15 protein-coding genes are annotated in these 19,188 nt (G+C 59.9%); 2 read left to right on the top strand and 13 right to left on the bottom strand.

Annotated features, from left to right (window positions below; all coding sequences use genetic code 11):
• Positions 1 to 5: 5 nt before the first annotated feature.
• From BLV11_RS07740 to BLV11_RS07690, 11 genes are all read right to left on the bottom strand, one after another.
• Complete coding sequence (locus BLV11_RS07740; protein WP_091812396.1) at positions 6 to 476, bottom strand: F0F1 ATP synthase subunit B; 471 nt, start codon at positions 474 to 476, stop codon at positions 6 to 8.
• A 67-nt stretch (positions 477 to 543) separates the two neighbouring features.
• Positions 544 to 801 carry a F0F1 ATP synthase subunit C gene (gene atpE, locus BLV11_RS07735; protein WP_091812395.1) on the bottom strand — a complete coding sequence of 86 codons (258 nt, stop codon included), beginning with the start codon at positions 799 to 801 and terminating at the stop codon, positions 544 to 546.
• A gap of 97 nt (positions 802 to 898) precedes the next feature.
• Positions 899 to 1,771 carry a F0F1 ATP synthase subunit A gene (gene atpB / locus BLV11_RS07730; RefSeq protein ID WP_091812394.1) on the bottom strand — a complete coding sequence of 291 codons (873 nt, stop codon included), beginning with the start codon at positions 1,769 to 1,771 and terminating at the stop codon, positions 899 to 901.
• Positions 1,772 to 1,790: 19 nt separating this feature from the next.
• On the bottom strand, positions 1,791 to 2,183 hold the full coding sequence (locus tag BLV11_RS07725; protein ID WP_091812393.1) for a F0F1 ATP synthase subunit I: 393 nt from the start codon (positions 2,181 to 2,183) through the stop codon (positions 1,791 to 1,793).
• A gap of 308 nt (positions 2,184 to 2,491) precedes the next feature.
• Positions 2,492 to 3,367 (bottom strand): ParB/RepB/Spo0J family partition protein, encoded by an 876-nt coding sequence (locus BLV11_RS07720; RefSeq protein ID WP_091812392.1) that lies wholly within the window; start codon positions 3,365 to 3,367, stop codon positions 2,492 to 2,494.
• Between the two features lie 52 nt (positions 3,368 to 3,419).
• Positions 3,420 to 4,214 carry a ParA family protein gene (locus BLV11_RS07715; protein ID WP_091812391.1) on the bottom strand — a complete coding sequence of 265 codons (795 nt, stop codon included), beginning with the start codon at positions 4,212 to 4,214 and terminating at the stop codon, positions 3,420 to 3,422.
• Positions 4,215 to 4,274: 60 nt separating this feature from the next.
• Positions 4,275 to 4,931, bottom strand: coding sequence for a 16S rRNA (guanine(527)-N(7))-methyltransferase RsmG (gene rsmG / locus BLV11_RS07710; protein ID WP_091812390.1), 657 nt, complete (start codon positions 4,929 to 4,931; stop codon positions 4,275 to 4,277).
• On the bottom strand, positions 4,931 to 6,817 hold the full coding sequence (mnmG, locus tag BLV11_RS07705) for a tRNA uridine-5-carboxymethylaminomethyl(34) synthesis enzyme MnmG (RefSeq protein ID WP_091812389.1): 1,887 nt from the start codon (positions 6,815 to 6,817) through the stop codon (positions 4,931 to 4,933). The genes rsmG and mnmG overlap by 1 nt, the downstream gene beginning before the upstream one ends.
• 357 nt (positions 6,818 to 7,174) lie before the next feature.
• Positions 7,175 to 9,052, bottom strand: coding sequence for an MFS transporter (locus tag BLV11_RS07700; protein ID WP_091812388.1), 1,878 nt, complete (start codon positions 9,050 to 9,052; stop codon positions 7,175 to 7,177).
• Between the two features lie 128 nt (positions 9,053 to 9,180).
• Positions 9,181 to 12,330 (bottom strand): efflux RND transporter permease subunit, encoded by a 3,150-nt coding sequence (locus BLV11_RS07695; protein ID WP_091812387.1) that lies wholly within the window; start codon positions 12,328 to 12,330, stop codon positions 9,181 to 9,183.
• The gene (locus BLV11_RS07690; protein WP_245725958.1) at positions 12,327 to 13,439 is read right to left on the bottom strand and encodes an efflux RND transporter periplasmic adaptor subunit; all 1,113 of its coding nucleotides are present in this window, start codon (positions 13,437 to 13,439) and stop codon (positions 12,327 to 12,329) included. Before BLV11_RS07690 ends, BLV11_RS07695 begins: the two co-directional genes overlap by 4 nt.
• A gap of 322 nt (positions 13,440 to 13,761) precedes the next feature.
• Here BLV11_RS07690 and BLV11_RS07685 point away from each other — a divergent pair, with 322 nt between their 5' ends.
• Positions 13,762 to 15,585 (top strand): acyl-CoA dehydrogenase C-terminal domain-containing protein, encoded by a 1,824-nt coding sequence (locus BLV11_RS07685; protein WP_091812386.1) that lies wholly within the window; start codon positions 13,762 to 13,764, stop codon positions 15,583 to 15,585.
• 179 nt (positions 15,586 to 15,764) lie between these two features.
• Positions 15,765 to 15,956 (top strand): ribbon-helix-helix protein, CopG family, encoded by a 192-nt coding sequence (locus BLV11_RS07680; protein WP_091812385.1) that lies wholly within the window; start codon positions 15,765 to 15,767, stop codon positions 15,954 to 15,956.
• Here BLV11_RS07680 and BLV11_RS07675 read toward each other — a convergent pair.
• Both BLV11_RS07675 and mnmE read right to left on the bottom strand, forming a co-directional pair.
• On the bottom strand, positions 15,946 to 17,592 hold the full coding sequence (locus BLV11_RS07675; protein WP_091812384.1) for a SulP family inorganic anion transporter: 1,647 nt from the start codon (positions 17,590 to 17,592) through the stop codon (positions 15,946 to 15,948). The two genes, BLV11_RS07680 and BLV11_RS07675, sit on opposite strands and share 11 nt — an antisense overlap.
• Positions 17,593 to 17,814: 222 nt before the next feature.
• Positions 17,815 to 19,179 carry a tRNA uridine-5-carboxymethylaminomethyl(34) synthesis GTPase MnmE gene (mnmE, locus tag BLV11_RS07670; RefSeq protein WP_091812383.1) on the bottom strand — a complete coding sequence of 455 codons (1,365 nt, stop codon included), beginning with the start codon at positions 19,177 to 19,179 and terminating at the stop codon, positions 17,815 to 17,817.
• Positions 19,180 to 19,188: the final 9 nt, after the last annotated feature.

The raw sequence follows: 19,188 nt of genomic DNA, 5'->3' as shown, positions 1-19,188 counted from the left end.
GTCGTTTACAGTTCTGCTGCCAGCTTATCCAGCATCTCGCTGTGTTTGGAGGCATCGACAGAGGTTTCCAGGATCTTCTCAGCACCGGCAATCGCGATAGCGGCAATTTCTGCACGCAGCGCGTCACGAGCCTGATTGCGCTCCTGTTCAATTTCGGCCTTGGCTTGCTCAATCAGCTTCTCGCCTTCCTTGCGGGCGTCATCTTTCGATGCTTCCACAATCTGGGCGGCACGCTTGTTGGCCTGTTCGATCAGGGTAGCAGCCTGCTGCTTCGCTTCACGCAGTTCCTGGGCAGACTTCTCTTGAGCCAGTTCCAGGTCACGCGCGGCACGATCAGAGGCAGCCAGTCCGTCCGCGATCTTCTTTTGACGCTCCTGCAGGGCAGCCATGATCGGCGGCCAAACGTACTTCATGCAGAAGACAACAAAGATAAAGAACGCGATGGCTTGACCGATAATCGTCAAATTAATGTTCACGTCTTCACCTCTCGCCTGTTGTTTAGTGAATCAACAAACCGGGGCTCGCCCCGGAATGGCGACTCGATTAGCCAGCTACCTGGGCAACAAACGGGTTGGCGAAGGTGAAGAACAGGGCGATACCAACACCGATCATGGTTACGGCGTCAAGCAGACCAGCAACGATGAACATTTTAACCTGCAGCATCGGGGTCATTTCCGGCTGACGGGCAGCGCCTTCCAGGAACTTACCACCGAGGATACCAAAGCCGATAGCAGTACCCAGGGCACCCAGGCCGATCAGCAGTGCAACGGCAATCGCGGTCATTCCAACTACAGTTTCCATGTTAACTCCTAGTTTTCAGTTAAGTTTTCAGTTAATGGTTAAGGTTTTCTTCAATTCAAAACGGTTATTGCGACAACTCTGTTTCTACGGCCAGTACTCAGTGACTGTCTTCGTGCGCCATGCTCAGGTACACGATGGTCAGCATCATGAAGATGAAGGCCTGCAGGGTGATAACCAGAATGTGGAAGATCGCCCAGGGTACGGACAGGGTCCACTGGGCCCACAGCGGCAGCAGGGCAATCAGGATAAAGATCAGCTCACCGGCGTAAAGGTTACCGAACAGACGCAGCGCGAGAGAGATCGGCTTGGCGATCAGGCTCACACCTTCCAGCAGGAAGTTCACCGGAATCAGCAGGATCTTCAGGAACAGGTTGTCAGAAGAGAACGGATGCAGGGTCAGTTCACCCATGAAGCCGCCCACGCCTTTGACTTTCAGGCTGTAGTAGATAATCAGTGCGAAGACCGACAGGGACATGCCCAGCGTGACGTTAACGTCGGTGGTCGGAACCACTTTCATGTAATCCAGACCAGCCATGTGGAACAGCTGCGGCAGGAAGTCGACCGGCACCAGGTCCATCAGGTTCATCAGGAAGACCCAGCAGAAGATGGTCAGGGCCAGCGGGGCAATGACCTTGTTCTTGCCGTGGAAGGTTTCCTTGACGCTGGTGTCGACGAACTCGATCATCACTTCGACGAAGTTCTGCAGTCCACCGGGGATGCCGCTGGTGGCACGCTTGGCGGCCATGCGGAACAGGAACAGGAACAGGATACCCAGGCCAATGGCCCAGCCCATGGAATCGACGTGGATAGCCCAGAACCCCATGTCGCCAGCTTCGGCGCCGGTCTGGGCTAAAGTCCAGGTAGCGTCCTGCAGCACGGTACCGTCGGCGCGCTCATAGCCCGCCGGCAGTTGTCCATACGTCAGGTTCTGGAGGTGATGCTGGATATATTCAGATGCACTGCCTGCCATAACGTTCTCTCAGGTCCAGTTAATTTCGCTGCGCTCTGCCGTTCGCCAGGAACGGGGTCACCAGATTGGTGACCAGCATGATCGCAAAGGTTAGAAAAAGTGCCGCTACATCGAGCGGCTGAATCCATTTGAACACCATCGTAAAAAGGATGGCGCAGAGGATGAGCTTGCCGGCCTCACCCTGATAAAAAGAACTCATGATCTGCTTGGCCGCCCGCGCGCCGGAGTAGCGGAAGGCCTTGAACGCGAAATAACCGTGGGGAAGCAGAAAAACCAGGCCTCCCAGAAAGGCGGAATAACAGGCAACAGCGCTCTTCAGCCAAAACGCCAGACCAACGAGAACCAGCACCACGCCCTGGATCAGAAACCATTGTCCAATGGGCGGACGGCGTATGCCGTTCGTATGTGCCATCGTTATCTATGCCCCAAAATTGTCCGCCTCGCGGTGGTGGCGAAAAAGTGCGCACAATCACACCGCAATTAAGCGCGGCAGATTATATGTGTTCGATCTGCACGAATCAACATAACCGGCAGGGCCCAGCGACCCCGTAACTGCGCGAAAAAGCTAGGCTAGCGAAGGATTGGACACAAATGGGCATCTGTTTCTTTTTTAACCACTACATGTAGTGGTTGTGGTTCCTGATGGCTATTTTGTCGTCCTACTGAAGTCCCAGTCATACAGCACTAAAATGGCACAAATATGAAACAGACCCCTGTTCGCTATTTGATATGGCCCAGAATGCCATCCAGTTCGTCGAGGGAACTGTATTCGATCACCAGCTTGCCCTTGCCGCGCTGACCATGGGCAATCGACACCCGGGCACCCAGACGTTCGGAGAGATCGTCCTGCAACGCGCGAATGTTGGGATCAATGGCGCCCGGTTCCGTGGTCGTGGCGTTCTCGTTCTGCTGCTGGATACGCCGCACCAGGGCTTCGGTCTGACGGACCGAGAGCGACTTGGAAACGACGGTCCGCGCCACCTGAAGCTGCTGCTCCGGAGGCAGGGTCAGCATGGCACGGCCGTGGCCCATCTCGAGATCACCGTGCTCCAGCATCAGGCGGACGTCTTCGGTCAGGCCGATCAGTCGCAACAGGTTGGTGATGGTGGTTCGTGACTTTCCGACCGCTTCGGCAACCTGGGCCTGGGTCAGCCCGAATTCTTCCTGCAGCCGCTGCAGAGCAAAGGCTTCTTCGATGGGGTTGAGATTTTCACGCTGAATGTTTTCGATCAGCGCCATGGCGATGGCGGCTTCGTCAGGGACCTCGCGGATGATGGCCGGAATGCGGTCCAGCTCGGCCATCTGGGTAGCCCGCCAGCGGCGCTCGCCGGCAATCAGTTCATAGCGGCCTTCGCCGATGGAACGGACCACCACCGGTTGCATCACTCCCTGCTGACGAATGGAATCAGCCAGCTCCTGCAGTGCCGCCGGATCCATATCGCGGCGAGGCTGATAGCGGCCACGCTGGATCAGATCAACCGGCAATTCCCGCAGTTCACCATCCCGGTCCCGGCTGTCCTGTTCCAGGTTCACCTTGGAACCTGCCAGCAATGCCCCGAGCCCGCGCTCTCCCAATCCTCGTTTTTTCGCCGCCATGGTCTTTGTCATTCTTCCGAATAATAATCAGTCAGTGATACGGATCGCCAGGTTACACAGCCGCCGCGGCCGCTTTCCTGGTCGCGCCATGCCGACGCACCATCTCCCCGGCCAGGGCAAGGTAGGCAATGGCCCCCTTGGAGGCACGGTCATATTTCAGCGCCGGCAGGCCATAGGAAGGCGCTTCCGCCAGCCGTACATTGCGCGGGATCACCGCGCGGTAGACTTTGTCGCCGAAGTACTCGTTGAGCTGGCCGGAGACATCCAGAGTCAGGCTATTGCGAGGGTCGTACATGGTCCGCAGAATGCCTTCCACCTGGAGGTTCGGATTGACCGTCTCCTTGATTTGCTCGACGGTATTCATCAGCGCCGCCAGCCCTTCCAGCGCATAGTATTCGCACTGCATCGGAATCAGTACCGAATCCGATGCTGACAACGCATTGACGGTCAGCAGGTTAAGGGACGGCGGGCAGTCGATGAGGATGTAATCATAGTTGTCGCGCACGGTATTCAATGCGAGTCGCAGACGGTGTTCGCGGCCGATCTCGTTCATCAGTTCGACTTCCGCGGCGGTCAGGTCGCCATTGGTGCCCAGCAGGTCAAAACCGGCGGACTCGACATGGACAATGACTTCCGCTGCCGTGGCCCGCTTGGTCAGCAGGTCATAGCCGGACAATTGCAGGCTATTCTTGTCGACACCGCTGCCCATGGTCGCGTTACCCTGGGGGTCCATATCCACCAACAGTACCCTGCGCTTGGTGGCCGCAAGAGAGGCAGCAAGGTTGACGCAGGTTGTGGTTTTACCCACCCCACCTTTCTGGTTGGTGACCGCAATCACACGCGCCATGGTTTGCCTCCTGTGCAGGGATCGTGTTTGAACGTCTTTGAAATCGGATAAAAACCGGGGTCAGTCTGTGCTGGACCGTACCCGCGTCAGAATCAGCATGTGGCGCTCGCCGCTGCAGCCGGGCACCACCAGCGGCTGGTGCGAACCCAGCTGCCAGCCTGATGGTAATGCCGCCACCTCATCATCCGGAAACTGACCTTTCATGGCAAGGAACTCGCCGTCTTCCTGCAGCAGTGAACCACACCAGTCCACCAGGTTGGCCAGTGCTGTAAAGGCGCGGCTGGTAATCTGACTGAAGGGCTGGTCCGGCTGGCAGTCTTCGGCACGGCCGTGGATCACCTCGACGTTGGTCAGGCCCAGTTCCAGCACACACTGGTTGAGAAAACGGGTCTTCTTGCCATTACTATCCAACAGGGTAAAGCGACGCTGTGGAAAAACAATGGCCAGCGGTATCCCCGGCAGGCCGCCGCCAGAGCCAACATCCAGAATCCGTTCGGCGCGGATGAAGGGCAGGATGCTGAGACTGTCCAGCAACTGGCGCGACACCATGTCCCGCGGATCCCGCACAGCGGTGAGATTATAGGCGCGATTCCATTTGTTCAGCAGGCCGAGAAACGCCAGCAGCTGCTCCTGCACCTGCGGTGACAGCTCCACATCCATGGCGGCAAGGCCATCCTGGAGCTGACGGGCCCAGAGTGGGTGATTGACGTCCGGCATCAGGCAGATTGCTTCCTCAACAGGTCACGCTTCTTCAGGTGAACCAGTAACTGGGACACCGCAGCCGGGGTAACGCCCTGAATCCGGGAAGCCTGGGCGATGGTTTCCGGCCGTACGGTCTTGAGCTTCTGCTTGATCTCGTTGGACAGGCCGCCGACCACATCGTAGTCGAGGTCATCCGGCAGACGGGTGTTCTCGTTACGGCGCAGGCGCTCGATCTCGTCCGCCTGACGGGAAATATAGCCTTCGTACTTGATCTCGATCTCGACCTGCTCCGCCACTTGCGCATCTTCGGCCTGAACCTCGCCGATGTCGGCAATGTGCTGATAGCCCATTTCCGGCCGCCGCAACAGCTCCGCCAGTGACTGGTCACGGGTCATCGGCTGGTTGAGATGGCCGTCAGCGACCTCGCCCTGGGCCGTGCCCGGGTGGATGCGGGTGGTTTCCAGACGATGGCGTTCAGCGGCAATCGCGTCACGCTTGCGGTTGAACAGGTCCCAGCGGTGATCGTCCACCAGACCCAGCTTGCGACCGGTTTCGGTCAGCCGCAGGTCGGCGTTGTCTTCCCGCAGGATCAGCCGGTATTCGGCACGGCTGGTGAACATACGGTAAGGCTCGGAGGTACCCATGGTGATCAGGTCGTCCACCAACACCCCCAGATAGGCCTCATCCCGGCGCGGATACCACGGTTCCTTGTCCTGGGCCCGCAGCGCGGCATTGATGCCCGCCAGCATACCCTGGGCACCAGCCTCTTCGTAACCGGTGGTGCCGTTGATCTGACCGGCAAAGAACAGTCCGGCCATGTACTTGGTCTCCAGGGTATGGCGCAGATCCTGGGGATTGAGGTAGTCGTACTCGATGGCGTAGCCGGGCCGGGTGATGTGGGCATTCTCAAACCCGGGGATCGAGCGCACGGCCGCCAGCTGGATATCAAACGGCAAGCTGGTGGAGATGCCATTCGGATAAAGCTCGTTGGTGGTCAGGCCTTCCGGCTCGACAAAGATCTGGTGGGAATCCTTGTCGGCAAAGCGGTTGACCTTGTCCTCAATGGACGGGCAGTAGCGCGGCCCAACCCCTTCGATGACACCGGCAAACATCGGCGAGCGGTCAAAGCCGCTGCGGATGATGTCGTGGGTCTGCTCGGTGGTGCGGGTGACGTAGCAGCACACCTGTTGCGGGTGCTCGTCACGGGAACCGATGAAGGACATCACCGGAGTGGGGTCATCGCCCCACTGCTGCTGCATCACCGAGAAATCGACGCTGCGGGCATCGATGCGCGGCGGCGTCCCGGTTTTGAGGCGGCCGATGTTGAACGGCAGTTCCCGCAAGCGTCGGGCCAGGGCAATCGACGGGGGATCACCCGCGCGACCGCCAGCATGGTTCTGCATACCAATGTGGATAACGCCACCGAGGAAAGTGCCGGTGGTCAGCACCACTGACTGCGCCGAAAACCGGATACCGGTCTGGGTAACCACTCCGGTGACCCGCTCGCCTTCAACGATGAGATCGTCAGCCGCCTGCTGGAACAGGGTCAGGTTGGGCTGGTTTTCCAGCATTTCACGGATCGCGGCCTTGTACAGCACCCGATCAGCCTGGGCACGGGTGGCCCGCACTGCCGGCCCCTTGCGGGAGTTCAGTACACGGAACTGGATGCCACCGCGATCGGTGGCCCGGGCCATGGCGCCGCCCATGGCGTCGATTTCCTTGACCAGATGGCTCTTCCCGATACCACCGATCGCCGGGTTGCAGGACATCTGGCCCAGGGTTTCAATGTTGTGGGTCAGCAGCAGGGTCGCACAGCCCATGCGGGCCGCGGCCAGAGCGGCTTCTGTACCGGCATGGCCACCACCAATGACAATGACATCGAAACGGGTCGGAAAGTCCACACGTCACCTCGGAACTCAGGAGAAAAAATTGGCCGGGGAGTATAACGCCTCGGCCATGAAAATGCAGGCTTAATGTGCAAATTTTAACCAGATCGGGTCGACACTGGAAATTTGTCGGATCGGGTCACGGCTTCCAGCGGAGAACCGGCGACCGTTTGATCAAAAATCACTCACCAATTCAGTAGCTTGGAATCATGACTTGAGAAAAGTTTTCAAAATACTTATCCACAAGACAGGGACTCTCAAAAGCCCCCAAAAAACAATTCAAGTTATTGATAAATAATATATCTATTGGAATAACCCACGGTTTATCCGGCGTTTATCCCTAAAGTTATCCACACCAGAGCCGGGTTATCCTCAGGCCCGATCCCCCCGCAATTCCGAGACCTGCTGGTACAGCGCGTCGGCACTGGCCTGTTGCGGTGCCACCGGTGCCGACGCCCGCAATTCGATCCGCGACCAGAACCGTCGCGGCCAGTGGGAGAAGGCCGGGCCACCACAGTGGCTGAAGAAACTCCCCCACAAGCCCCGTAGCGCCATCGGGACCACCGGTACCGGGCGCCGTTGCAGGATAACCTCGACGCCGCTGCGGAAGGTGTCGATATCACCATCCTGGGTCAGCTTGCCTTCGGGGAAGATGCACACAACATGGCCGGCATCGAGTTCCTCGTCGATCCGCTCAAAGGCCTGATTGTAGATATCCGGTACCCGGTTACGGGAACCAATGGGAATGGTCTTGGCCAGGCGGAAAAAAGCGCCCAGCACCGGCGTTTTGAAGATCCGGTAGTCCATCACAAACCGCACCGGCCGCCGTACCGCCCCGGCGATGACCAGGGCGTCCATGTAGGAGACGTGATTACATACCAGCAACACCGGGCCTTCCTCCGGGATATTATGCAGGCCCTGATGACGGACCCGATAGACGGTGTGAGACAGCAGCCAGATCACGAAACGCAGGGCAAACTCCGGTACCTGCTGATAGACAAAACCAGCGACGATCAGATTCATGATCGACAGGACCAGGAAGAATTCCGGGATCGACAGACCGATCAGCCCCAGCATGACCACCCCCAACAGGGCGCTGACGACCATGAACAGGGCATTGAACACATTGAGCGCAGCAATCACCCGGGCCCGCTTGGGTTCCGGGGTTTCCTGCTGGACAAAGGCATACAACGGCACGATGAACAGGCCACCGAAGAGTCCGATCCCCAGCAGGTCGAGGGCGATGCGCAGGTAATCCCAGTCCGACAGCAACGCCCACCAGTCAACAGGTACGCTGGCTTCGGGCATGTTCAGGTAGATATCCACACCAAACAGACTCAGCCCCAGCGAGCCAATCGGCACGATCCCCAGTTCAACCCGGTGGCCGGACAGGCGTTCACACAAGGTGGAGCCAAGGGCGATACCAACGGTGAAAATCGCCAGCAGCAGGGTCACCACCGACTCGTCCCCCAGCAGCTCCTTCTGGGCGAAGTTGGGAAACTGGGTGAGATAGGCCGCGCCAAGAAACCAGAACCAGGAGATCGCCATGATGCTGAGCAGCACCGAGTGGTTTTCCCGCGCCATGCCCATTAACCGCCAGGTTTCCCGCAGCGGATTGAAACGGACCTTGAGGCCGGCGTCGCCGATCGGGGTCGTGGGCACCTTGCGTGCCACCAGGTAGCCAACGACTGCCATCACCACCACACCCACGGCCGCAACCCGCTGCGGCTCACCGCCCGCCATGATCAGACCTGCGGCCAGGGTGCCCAGCAGGATGGCCACAAAGGTCCCCATTTCCACCAGCGCATTGCCACCCACCAGCTCATCGTCTTTGAGCACCTCTGGCAGAATGGCGTACTTGACCGGTCCAAAGAACGCAGATTGGGTCCCCATCAGGAACAACAGCAACAGCAGCACCTCATACCAGCCCATCCAGAGCCCGGCTGCTGCCACCGCCATGATGGCGATTTCCAGCAACTTGACCCGACGGATCACCATCGACTTCTCGTACTTGTCGGCGATCTGGCCAGCGATGGCAGAAAACAGGAAGAACGGCAGAATAAACAGGAAAGCCGCCAGATTGACCACCACATCCGTGGACAACCCCAGCAGGCTGCCAGTGGTGTAGGTGACCAGTAATAGCAGAGCGTTCTTGTACAGGTTGTCGTTGAAGGCACCGGAAAACTGGGTCAGGAAAAATGGCAGGAAACGACGCTCCCGCAGTAACCGGAACTGACTGTGATCGGCCATGACAAATAACTCCTCCTTGCTGGCGCCCTTCGCAACGTATTGATCTGATGGAAAGAGCAACCATGCGACAAACTCCAGGCCGGAGCAACAGGAATTGTCAGTCCGTCCTGGCGTACGTCGAGGCTGTGCTAGAAATCTTCTGGCCGCGGCCCCTGAGGGGCACCCGCCGCGCCGCTGCCGCCGGCCTGGCGCAGGGCGAGACGTTCCAGTTCCCGCTCCACCGCATTGCTGGACTTGGCGAAGCGGGCCAGCAGCTGATACAGCACCGGAATAATGAACAGCGTCAGGGTGGTGGCGAACAGCAGCCCGCCCAGAATCACCACGCCGATGGCCGCCCGGCTTTCAGCGCCGGCGCCGGTAGCCAGCACCAGTGGTACCGCCCCGAACACCGTCGAGACCGTGGTCATCAGTACCGGCCGGAAACGCAGGATCGCCCCCTCAAGAATGGCGTCGTGGATCTCGTAACCGCGATCCCGCAGCTGGTTGGCGAACTCGACCACCAGGATGCCGTTTTTCGCCATCAGACCGAGCAGCATGATGATGCCGATCTGACTGTAGATGTTGAGGCTGATGCCACTCCACCACAACGCCAGCAATGCCCCGGTTACCGCCAGCGGAACCGACAGCATGATGATCAGCGGATGGATCCAGCTTTCAAACTGCGCGGCCAGCACCAGGAAAACAATCACAAACGCCAGCGCGAAGGTCACGTAAATGGCCGCCGAGGACTCGTCGAACTCCCGGCTCAGGCCCTTGTAACTGATCCGTGCTTCCGGTGGCAGGGTATCCAGCGCCAGCTGGTTGAGGTAAGCCATGGCCGTTCCCAGGTCATAGCCCTCCGCCAGCGAGCCGCTGATCACCACCGCCGGCAACCGGTCGACCCGCCGCAGATCGGGGTTGGCGCCCTGCTCCTTCACATCCACCAGCGCCTGCAACGGGATCAGTTCACCGCCGCTGCGGGCCCGCAGGAACACCCGCCCCAGATCCTCCGGGGTCGCCCGATCCTGATCCGCGGCCTGCACAATCACATCGTATTCCCGGCCCCGGTCCAGATAGGTGGTCACCTTCCGCGAGGCCAGCATGGTCTGCAGGGTCGCCCCCACATCCTCAATGGTGATGTCGAGGTCGGCCGCCCGGTCACGATCGATGGTGACCCTCAGCTCCGGCCGGGTCAGTTCAAAATCCGTTTCCAGGTTCAGCAGGTTGGGGTTTTCCCGGGCGTGGGCGATCAATTCCTCACTCCAGGCCTGCACGGTGGCATAGTCCGGCCCGCCAACCACCAGCTGCAACGGTTGATTGAAGCCACGCTGGCCAAGTCCGGGCGGATTGATGGCCGCCCCGCGCACCCCCGGTACACCGGCCAGAATCGGCCACAGCTGGCCGGTGATGGCCTGCTGTTTGGTGGCCCGCTGATCCCAGGGCGTCAGCCCAAGGATCATGAACCCCCGGTCCTGCTCGTCGCGAAAGCCGACGATAGACAGCTGTCGGTCCACATTACCGGATTCCAGGTACGGCAACAGCTGGGCTTCGATCTTGCGCACATGGTAATCGGTGTAATCGACCGTGGCGCCCCGCGGTGCACTTACCGGCATGATGATCACGCCCCGGTCCTCGGTGGGAGCCAGCTCCTGGGGTAGCCGCGGAAACACCGCCGCGGCCAGCACCAGCCCAGCCAGTCCCAGTCCGAGCACCAGCCCCGGTTGGGCCAGCGAGGCCCGCAGCAGGCGTTCATAACCCCGGTTGAGTCCGGACAGCAGGCGTTCGGTGGCCATCCACAGGCGATGACCTTCCGCGCTTTCCGGACTGTGCCGTAACCATTTGGAACACAGCATCGGCGCCAGGGTCAGCGCCACCAGGCTCGACACCACCACCGCCGCTGCCAGGGTAAAGCCAAACTCCGCAAACAGCCGGCCGATGTTGCCGCCCATAAAAGAGATCGGCACAAACACCGCCACCAAAGTCAGGGTGGTGGCAATCACCGCAAACGCGACCTGTTTGGCGCCGCGAAAAGCCGCCAGCAGTGGCGGCTCACCGTCGTCGATACGGCGCTGGATGTTCTCCAGCATGACAATGGCATCGTCCACCACCAGGCCAATGGCCAGGATCATCGCCAGCAGGGTCAGCACGTTGACCGAAAAGCCCAGGGCACCCAGGCCGATGAACGCCCCCACCACCGATACCGGGATGGTCACCGCCGGAATCAGCGTGGCCCGCCAGGAACGCAGGAACACGAAGATCACCAGGATGACCAGGCTGACCGCCATCGCCAGGGTAATCATCACCTCACGGATCGAGGCACGGATAAAAATGGATTCGTCGTAGCTCTCGGCGATGGTGACTTCCGCCGGCAGGGTTTCGCGGATTTTCGCCAGCTCTTCCTGCACCCGGTTGGACACCGCCACGGTGTTGGCCTTGGACTGGCGGATAATGCCCATACCGACCGCCGTCAGGCCGTTCGCCCGCAGTCGGCTGACATCGGATTCCACCCCCATCTGGACATTGGCGACGTCCCCCAGCCGTAACAGGTCGTTGCCATCGCGGCGGATGATCAGGTTCCGGAACTCCTCCACCGACGACAGCCGTCCCTCAGCCCGCACGGTGAAATCGCGAGTGGCGGATTCCACCGATCCCGCCGGGAACTCGACATTGTTGGCCTGCAGCGCCCGCTCCACTTCCGCCACGGTAATATCCCGGGCCGCCAGACGCTGGCGGTCGAGCCAGACCCGAATGGCATACCGGCGCTCACCGCCAATCAGCACATCCGCCACCCCGTCCAGCACCGACAACCGGTCTGCCAGCACCCGGTCGGCGTAGTCACTGAGTTCGGCGCTGTCCCAGACGTCACTGCGCAGGGTCACCCACATCATCGGCCGGGCATCGGAATTGGCCTTGCTCACCACCGGCGCATCGGCCGCATCCGGCAGCTGGTTGCGTACCCTCGACACCGCATCACGAACATCGTTGGCCGCGACGTCGATATCGCGGGAGGTGTTGAATTCGATGGAGGTGCGGGATTCGCCCTGTTCGGTACTGGATTCAATGCTGCGGATGCCTTCGATACCGCTGATGGCCCCCTCGATCACCTGAGTGATCTGGGTATCCACGACTTCCGCTGCGGCCCCCTTGTAATCGGTGGCAATGGACACCACGGGCGGATCTATATCGGGGTACTCGCGCACCGGCAACCCGAGCAGCGCGGCCATACCGAACACCAGGATCAGCAGACTGAGAACCGTGGCAAAGACCGGCCGCTTGATGGAAACGTCCGACAGGATCATGGTGTCGTTCCATCACTGGCGACGGCCTTGGTCTCGGCCAGGCGATGATCCTGTAAGGCGCCATCGCCTGGCTCGACCCGCACCGTTTCACCGTTGCTGAGACGGTCCTGGCCGGTCACCACCACGGCATCACCCGCGGTCAGTCCACTGCGGATTTCCACCTGGCCGGGTTTACGGCTACCCAGGGTGACCCGCACCCGGCGGGCAACGTCGCCGTCAACCACAAACACGAAGCTGTCTGCGCCCCGCATCAAAATGGCCTGTTCCGGAATCACCAGCGCCTCGCGCTGGCCCAGAGTCAGGGTGACCGACATAAACTGCCCCGGACGCAACCGGCCATCACGGTTCTCCACCAGCGCCCGCACTGGCAGGGTCCGGCTCAGCTCGCTGACTCGGGCCCCCAGTTCCACCAGGGTTCCGCTGAACACCTCGTCCAGGTAAGCCGGCGATTCACCCTGCACCGGCTGGCCCAGCTGCAGCTGGCCAAGATAGCGCTCCGGTACCGAGAAATTCAGCTCCATCTGAGCGGTGTCATCCAGGGTGGTAATCGTCTCCCCCTCGCTCACATAGCTGCCAAGGGAAATGTCGGTCAGGCCGACAAGGCCGTCGAACGGGGCTTCAATACGGTGATTGTCGAGGCGGATCTTTGCCGCGAGCCGCTCGGCCCTTGCCACATCGAGGGCGGTCCGAAGTTCATCCAGTTGCGACTGGGCGATGCTGTTGTTGGCCACCAAACGGCTGGCGCGGTCGTACTGGCGCTGGGCATCGGCAAACCGGGCCTCGGCTACCTGCAGATCGGCGTGGGCCTGACGGTCATCGAGGCGAACCAGCAGCTGCCCTCGAGCCACCGCCCTGCCGGACTGGATATTGAGCTCCACGACCCGCCCGCTCACTTCTGCAGTCACGGCCACCGCCTGGCGCGATTTCAGCGACCCTACCGCAGACAGGGCATCGGCCACCGTTTCCTGTACCGGCAGCACCGTGTTAACCAGACTCGCGGGCCGGGCACGCCCGGCACCGCCCCCCTCTACCGGTACCATCCACTGATACCCCAGTGCCGCCACCACCGCCATCATCAGAATCGCCAGTGCGATCAGACCTTGCTTCACCGAATACCCCTTGTCGAAGATTCATTGTCTGTTATTGGCATTTCAGGCCAGAGATCAGAAGTGACCTGAGCCCGGCAGAATAGTTCACTGGCACCGGCCAGAGCCCCATCCTGCCACGGCCATTGCAGGCTTTCCGCTGTTTTTACATGAAATTTACCAGAGCTGACGGGGACGCCTGCTTTCGCCCATTGTCTTTACTGACAAGAGCAAAAGCGATTGGGTCAATGCCTGTTACGCGGGGTATACCGTAAAACTGCCGTCAATGAATGGCCATTGCAGCGCCATTCCCGCCCTTGAACAGACATTACAGAGGTTGTTTACCATGCCGGTATACAAGGCGCCCCTGCGCGACATGAAGTTCCTGCTCAACGAAGTGTTCGATTATCCGAAGCATTATGCGTCCCTGGCCTGTGGCGAAAACGCCACTCCCGACATTGTTGACGCCATCCTGACCGAGTGCGGCAAGTTCTGTGAAGAAGTTGTGGGCCCATTGAACCAGGTCGGTGACGAGGAAGGCTGTAAGTTTGATAACGGCGAAGTCACCACCCCGAAAGGGTTCAAGGAAGCCTATAACCAGTTCGTCATGGGTGGCTGGCAGGGACTGTCAGCGCCGGAAGCATTCGGTGGTCAGGGCCTGCCTGCGTCCATGGGCCTGCTCAAGCAGGAAATGATGGGCACCGCCAACTGGTCCTTCTCCATGTACCCGGGTCTGTCCCTGGGTGCGATGAATACCATCTACCTGCACGGCAGCGAAGAGCAGAAGCAAACCTACCTGGTGCCGCTGACGGAAGGTACCTGGGGCGGCACCATGTGCCTGACCGAGCCCCAGTGCGGTACCGACCTGGGTCAGGTCAAGACCAAGGCCGAGCCCCAGGCTGACGGCAGCTACAAGATCACCGGCACCAAGATCTTCATCTCTTCCGGTGAGCACGACCTGACCGAGAACATCGTCCACATTGTTCTCGCCCGTCTGCCGGATGCCCCTAAGGGTACCCGTGGTATTTCGCTGTTCATCGTGCCGAAGTTCCTGCCTGATGCCAACGGTGGCGTTGGTGAGCGCAACGGCGTTAGCTGCGGCAGTCTGGAAAAGAAAATGGGCATCAAGGCATCCGCTACCTGCGTGATGAACTTTGATGACGCCACCGGTTTCCTGATCGGCCCGGAAAACCAGGGCCTGGAGTGCATGTTCACTTTCATGAACACCGCCCGTATCGGCACCTCCATTCAGGGTGTGGGCGCTGCGGAACTGTCCTACCAGGGCGCACTGGAATATGCCAAGGATCGTCGCTCCATGCGCGCGCTGTCCGGCAAGAAGGAACCGGACCAGATCGCTGACAGCCTGATCCACCATGCCGACGTCCGCCGTATGCTGCTGACCCAGAAAGCCATCGCCGAAGGCGGTCGCGCCATGCTGTATTACGCAGCCCGTCTGGCTGACCATATGGTCGAAGGCCACGAACAGGGTGACACCAAAAAGGCCGAGTCTTACGACGACAAGCTGGGCTTCCTGACGCCGATCCTCAAGGGCTTCCTGACCGAGATGGGTTTTGAAGCAGCCAACCATGGTGCCCAGGTGTTTGGTGGCCACGGCTACATTCGTGAGCACGGTATGGAACAGATCATCCGTGACACCAAGATCGCCGTTCTGTACGAAGGTACGACCGGTATCCAGGCCCTCGACCTGCTGGGTCGCAAGGTCCTCCTGATGACCCAGGGCGGTGCGGTACGGGAGTTCACCCTGACCGTTGCCAACTTCGCCCGCAAGCAGCTCACCAACAAGCGCACCCGTCCGTTTGCCCTGGAACTGCTGAAACTGACTGCGCAATGGAACGTACTGACCGTGCGCCTGATGCTGGCCGCCCGTAAGGATCGTGATGCCATCAGTGCCGCCGCCTATGACTTCCTGATGTACAGCGGCTACGTCACCATGGCCTACATGTGGGCCCGTCAGGCTTCGGTTGCCGCCAGCAGTCTGGCAAGTGGCGAAGGTAGCGAATCCGAAGAATTCTACAACGCCAAGCTGGCAACGGCAGAGTTCTACTACGAGCGCCTGCTGCCACGGGCACAGAGCCATGCCACCAGCATGCTCTCGCCGACCAGCAACCTGATGCAGCTCGACGCCGAGGCGATGGCCTTCACCAGCTGATCGACGGCATCAGGACACAGACAGGGGCCAATTGGCCCCTGTTTTTTTATGATCCCCGTAAAAGTTACGCTCGCCGAAGAATTGACGACGGGCCAAGCCTGCTGGGCCCGTTATGTGAATTCAATTATAATTAAATTCACATAGCTCAATCCCACCACAACAGCACAGCAGACCCAGCCATGGAAACCAAAAGCGCCCGCCTTACTGTCCTTATCGATCCCAACAAGAAGCGTGCATTCGAGCAGCTCTGCGCCTCCCAGGACCTGACGCCGTCACAGGTTGTTCGCCAGTTGATTCGTGACTATCTGGAAAAGCACGACGTGGGTTATGGCGACGACTACCCAGCCAGGAATCCCCAGGTCAGATCCTGATCCCCCGGCAGGCCGCCACCGCCTCTTCAAAGTCATCGAACACGCCCTCCTCGCCCACCAGACGAACGATCCCCGCTTTGCGCAGTTTTGCCGCAACCCGCGGGTTGGCGCCGGACAGCATCACCCGGACATCACGACGCTGGAGATCCTGGATCACCTCTTCCAGGGTCTGAAGCCCGGTAATGTCGATGAACGGTACCCACTTCATGCGGATGATCAACACCTTCGGATCGCTGTGAGTGCCGGCCAGGGCCCGTTCAAAGTTTTCCACCGCACCGAAGAAAAACGGGCCCTCGACGGTGTAGACCAGCACGTCCGGCGGTAACTGCCAGTGGCTGACATGGGCAAACTCCCGAGTCAGCTCATCCTCGGTGGCCTGGCGTACTTCGACACTGGTCGCCATTCGCCGTAGAAAATGCAGGGTCGCCAGGATCACCCCGATGTTGACGGCCACCACCAGATCAGCAAACACAGTCAGCCCGAAGGTCACCAGCAGAATCACCACATCCGCCCGCGGTGCCCGCCGGACCATCTTGGTGAAATGTTTGACCTCGCTCATGTTCCACGCCACCACAAACAGAATCGCCGCCAGAGCTGCCAGCGGTACATTCGTCGCCAGTGGTGCCAGGAACAGCAGCATCAGTACCAGGGTGATGGCATGGACGATACCGGACAGTGGACCAGTGCCACCGTTACGGATATTGGTGGCCGTACGGGCGATCGCCCCGGTCGCGGCAAACCCACCGAACAACGGCGTCAATACATTGGCCAACCCCTGACCCACCAGCTCCTGATTGGAATCGTGCCGGGTGCCAGCCATCCCGTCGGCCACCACCGCCGACAACAGGGATTCAATGGCGCCCAGCATGGCGATGGTGAAGGCCGGGCCGATCAGCTCAATAACTTTGTTCCAGGTAATGTCTGGCAGCTGGAATTCCGGAAGGCCCTGGGGAATACCGCCAAAAGCGCTGCCAATGGTGGCAACCCCGTCGAAATTGAACACAACGTGCAAGACCGTCGCCACCACCAGGGCTATCAGCGGCCCCGGCACCCGGGTCAATCCCGGAAACCGCGGGCCATAGATCACCAACAGCAGGGACAACAGGGCCAAAGCCGTGGTCGTCCAGTGCAGCTCCGGGAACACCTGGAACAGTTGCCATAGCGTGTTGTGAAAATGCTCGCCGCTGGCATCCGGCAGACCGAAAAAGGATGGCCACTGACCAACCCAGATAATCACCGCGATCCCCGCGGTAAAGCCGACAATAACCGGGTCAGGAATGAACTTGATGATCGACCCCATTTTGGCCAGGCCCAGCAGCAGTAGCATCAGCCCAGCCATCAGGGTGGCAATCTGCAGCCCCTCAATGCCGTATTCGGCGGTGATACCCGCAAGAATGACAATAAAGGCCCCGGTCGGACCGGCAATCTGCAGGCGGCTGCCGCCAAACACCGACACGATAAACCCGGCCACGATGGCGGTGTACAGCCCCTGCTCAGGCTCAGCGCCTGAGGCAATCGCAAACGCCATCGCCAGTGGCAGGGCCACCACCCCGACAATCACCCCCGATACGATGTTTCTTAGCCAGTGCTCGCGTGCGAACAGACCAGCCTTATGGGCTTCCAGGAACGCCAGCATAGAACCTCGGCAAGTTGGGGTTAATGATAATAGTATGTTAATGGCATTATCATAACTCACCGCGCTCGAAAACCCGAACGTCGGTCACAGGGTGACCGGGGCAACCGGACTAGACACTCGTTTTTCGCGACGACAGCAAGCCCCGCACCACGAACACAGGTGGCGCGGAGCTCAAAGAGACTAAAGAGGTTTTGTTAAGCGACGGGGGGGCGAGCGCTCTGATTACTTGCCGATACAGAAACTGCTGAAAATCTTGCCCAGCAAATCGTCGGGGGTGACGGTACCGGTAATTTCGCCAAGGGCGTCCTGGGCCGCTCGCAGATCTTCAGCCAGCAGTTCCCCGGCACCGTACCCCGCAAGTTGCCCCTGACCCTGAATAAGGGAATCCCGGGCCCGTAGCAAGGCATCAAGGTGGCGGCGGCGAGCCAGGAAACCACCCTCGGTGGTGCTGACAAAACCCATGCACTGTTTCAGGTGATTGCGCAGAACTTCCAGCCCTTCGCTGGACTTGGCTGCCAGGCGAATGACCGGTGCGGCCAAGTTATCCACAAGCCCGATGGCTTCGCCGGACAGGTCCACTTTGTTACGAATCACCGTCACCGGCGCTTCGGAGGGCAGCTGGTCGATAAAGTCCGGCCAGATTTCATGGGGCTCGGTTTCCGGTGTGGTGGTGGCATCCACCATCAGCAGGATCCGGTCGGCCTGACGGATCTCTTCCCAGGCGCGGGCAATGCCGATTCGCTCCACCTCATCCGGACTGTCTCGCAAGCCGGCAGTATCAATGATGTGCAACGGCATACCGTCGATGTGGATATGTTCACGCAGAACATCGCGGGTGGTGCCTTCGATCGCCGTAACAATCGCCGCTTCCCGACCTGCCAGCGCATTGAGCAGACTCGATTTACCCGCATTGGGACGACCGGCAATCACCACCCGCATGCCATCCCGCAGGATTGTGCCCTGTTGGGCTTCGGACAGGATACCGGCAAGCTCGGCCATAACTGCCTGCAGGTCGTCGGCCACTTTGCCATCGGCCAGAAAATCGATCTCCTCCTCGGGAAAATCGATGGCCGCTTCCACATAGATTCGCAACTGAGTCAGTGATGCGACCAGGGTATTGATACGTCGGGAAAACTCGCCCTGCAGGGACCGCACGGCACAGCGTGCCGCCTGTTCCGAGCTGCTCTCTATGAGATCGGCAATGGCTTCAGCCTGAGTCAGGTCCAGCTTATCGTTCAGAAACGCGCGTTCGGAAAACTCACCCGGTCGTGCCAGCCGTGCTCCCAACTGGCAAACCTCACGCAACAGCAGGTCGAGGATTACGGTGCCACCGTGGCCCTGTAACTCGAACACATCCTCACCGGTAAAGGAGTTGGGGTTGGGGAAGAACAACCCGATACCTTCATCGATGACCGTACCATCGTTCCCCAGAAAGGGCCCGTAGTGAGCAAACCTTGGCCGCGGCTCAAAACCGAGCAGACGTGCGGCGATGGCGGCAGCCTCGGGTCCGGACACCCGTACTATTCCGACACCCGCCTGGCCGGGGGCAGTGGCAATCGCGGCAATGGTATCGGTTGATGCTTGCATGTTGTACTC

It is taken from the genome of Marinobacter mobilis (assembly GCF_900106945.1).
Taxonomy (GTDB): domain Bacteria; phylum Pseudomonadota; class Gammaproteobacteria; order Pseudomonadales; family Oleiphilaceae; genus Marinobacter; species Marinobacter mobilis.
This window is presented reverse-complemented; position numbering and strand designations above follow the sequence as displayed.

Coding starts and splice junctions, on each gene's coding strand:
- atpE (WP_091812395.1), bottom strand. CDS start 801: ATGGAAACTGTAGTTGGAATGACCGCGATTGCCGTTGCACTGCTGATC.
- BLV11_RS07685 (WP_091812386.1), top strand. CDS start 13,762: ATGCCGGTATACAAGGCGCCCCTGCGCGACATGAAGTTCCTGCTCAAC.
- BLV11_RS07675 (WP_091812384.1), bottom strand. CDS start 17,592: ATGCTGGCGTTCCTGGAAGCCCATAAGGCTGGTCTGTTCGCACGCGAG.
- rsmG (WP_091812390.1), bottom strand. CDS start 4,931: ATGCCGGACGTCAATCACCCACTCTGGGCCCGTCAGCTCCAGGATGGC.
- BLV11_RS07715 (WP_091812391.1), bottom strand. CDS start 4,214: ATGGCGCGTGTGATTGCGGTCACCAACCAGAAAGGTGGGGTGGGTAAA.
- atpB (WP_091812394.1), bottom strand. CDS start 1,771: ATGGCAGGCAGTGCATCTGAATATATCCAGCATCACCTCCAGAACCTG.
- BLV11_RS07720 (WP_091812392.1), bottom strand. CDS start 3,367: ATGGCGGCGAAAAAACGAGGATTGGGAGAGCGCGGGCTCGGGGCATTG.
- BLV11_RS07680 (WP_091812385.1), top strand. CDS start 15,765: ATGGAAACCAAAAGCGCCCGCCTTACTGTCCTTATCGATCCCAACAAG.
- mnmE (WP_091812383.1), bottom strand. CDS start 19,179: ATGCAAGCATCAACCGATACCATTGCCGCGATTGCCACTGCCCCCGGC.
- BLV11_RS07725 (WP_091812393.1), bottom strand. CDS start 2,183: ATGGCACATACGAACGGCATACGCCGTCCGCCCATTGGACAATGGTTT.
- BLV11_RS07700 (WP_091812388.1), bottom strand. CDS start 9,052: ATGGCCGATCACAGTCAGTTCCGGTTACTGCGGGAGCGTCGTTTCCTG.
- BLV11_RS07695 (WP_091812387.1), bottom strand. CDS start 12,330: ATGATCCTGTCGGACGTTTCCATCAAGCGGCCGGTCTTTGCCACGGTT.